This is a genomic window from Variovorax sp. Soil_C_17 (assembly GCF_057657265.1).
In genome coordinates this window covers 1-941 of the sequence record NZ_JBDGIT010000042.1, presented here as the reverse complement: position 1 = coordinate 941, position 941 = coordinate 1, and the positions used below count along the sequence as shown (strand labels likewise).

Annotated in this window: 1 protein-coding gene; it reads left to right on the top strand. The window is 66.4% G+C overall.

The window, feature by feature from the left end:
• Positions 1-129 precede the first annotated feature (129 nt).
• A partial coding sequence (gene istA / locus AC3A6Y_RS34930; RefSeq protein ID WP_487872781.1) for an IS21 family transposase occupies positions 130-941 on the top strand: 812 nt, incomplete at its 3' end.

Genomic DNA, 941 nt, shown 5'->3' with positions numbered 1-941 from the left:
CTATCGACACGTAAATTCCCCCGCCCCGGCCGTCTGGCCGTGACGGTGTAAGCGGCGCTGGCGTCTGCCGGCAGCTGCTTCCGGGCAGGACGTTACTTTCTGCTCCCTCAGCCATGAGGGGGTGATGGAGTGAACGTCTTGAAGCCGCATTTGCAGACGACCATTTGGACCTTGTTGGGCGCCGGGGCCAGCCAACGGGAGATCGAGCGCGTCACGGGCATCGATCGCAAGACGATCCGGGGGTACCAGAAGCGCTTCGCCGCCGCAGCGGCAAATTCCCCCGGGGTGTCCACCGACCCCGGCGGGCAAATTCCCCCACCCTGTCCACCGGCTCCGGTGCCCGCGCGCTCGCCCGCGACGGTCTCGGCGTGCGAGCCGCATCGCGGTTTCATCGAGGCGCAACTGCGGCTGCGGCGCAACGCCATGGCCATCTATCAGGACCTGGTCGACCTGCACGGGTTCACCGCCCGCTACAGCTCGGTGATGCGCTTCGCGCGCCAGCTTCGCCAGCACGAGCCCGAACAATTCGACCGCCTGGAATTCCTTCCGGGCGAAGAGATGCAGGTCGACTACGGCGAAGGCGCGCCCACGCGCATGCCGGGAACCGACCGCTATCGCAAGCCGCGGCTGTTCGTCGCGACGCTGCGCTACTCCAGGCGCAGCTTTCGCCGTGTCGTCTGGAAGTCCAGCCAGGAGATCTGGGCCAGGCTTCACGAGCAGGCCTGGAGATATTTTGGCGGGTCGTGTCGCTATGTCGTCCTGGACAACCTCAAGGAAGGCGTCCTCAAGCCCGACCTGTACGAGCCGCAATTGAACGCCGTGTATGCGGCCACGCTGGCCCACTACGGCGTAATCGCCGATCCGGCCCGCGTCCGTGACCCCAATCGCAAGGGTTCGGTCGAGAACGCGATCGGCCACACCCAGGCCACGGCCCTGAAGGG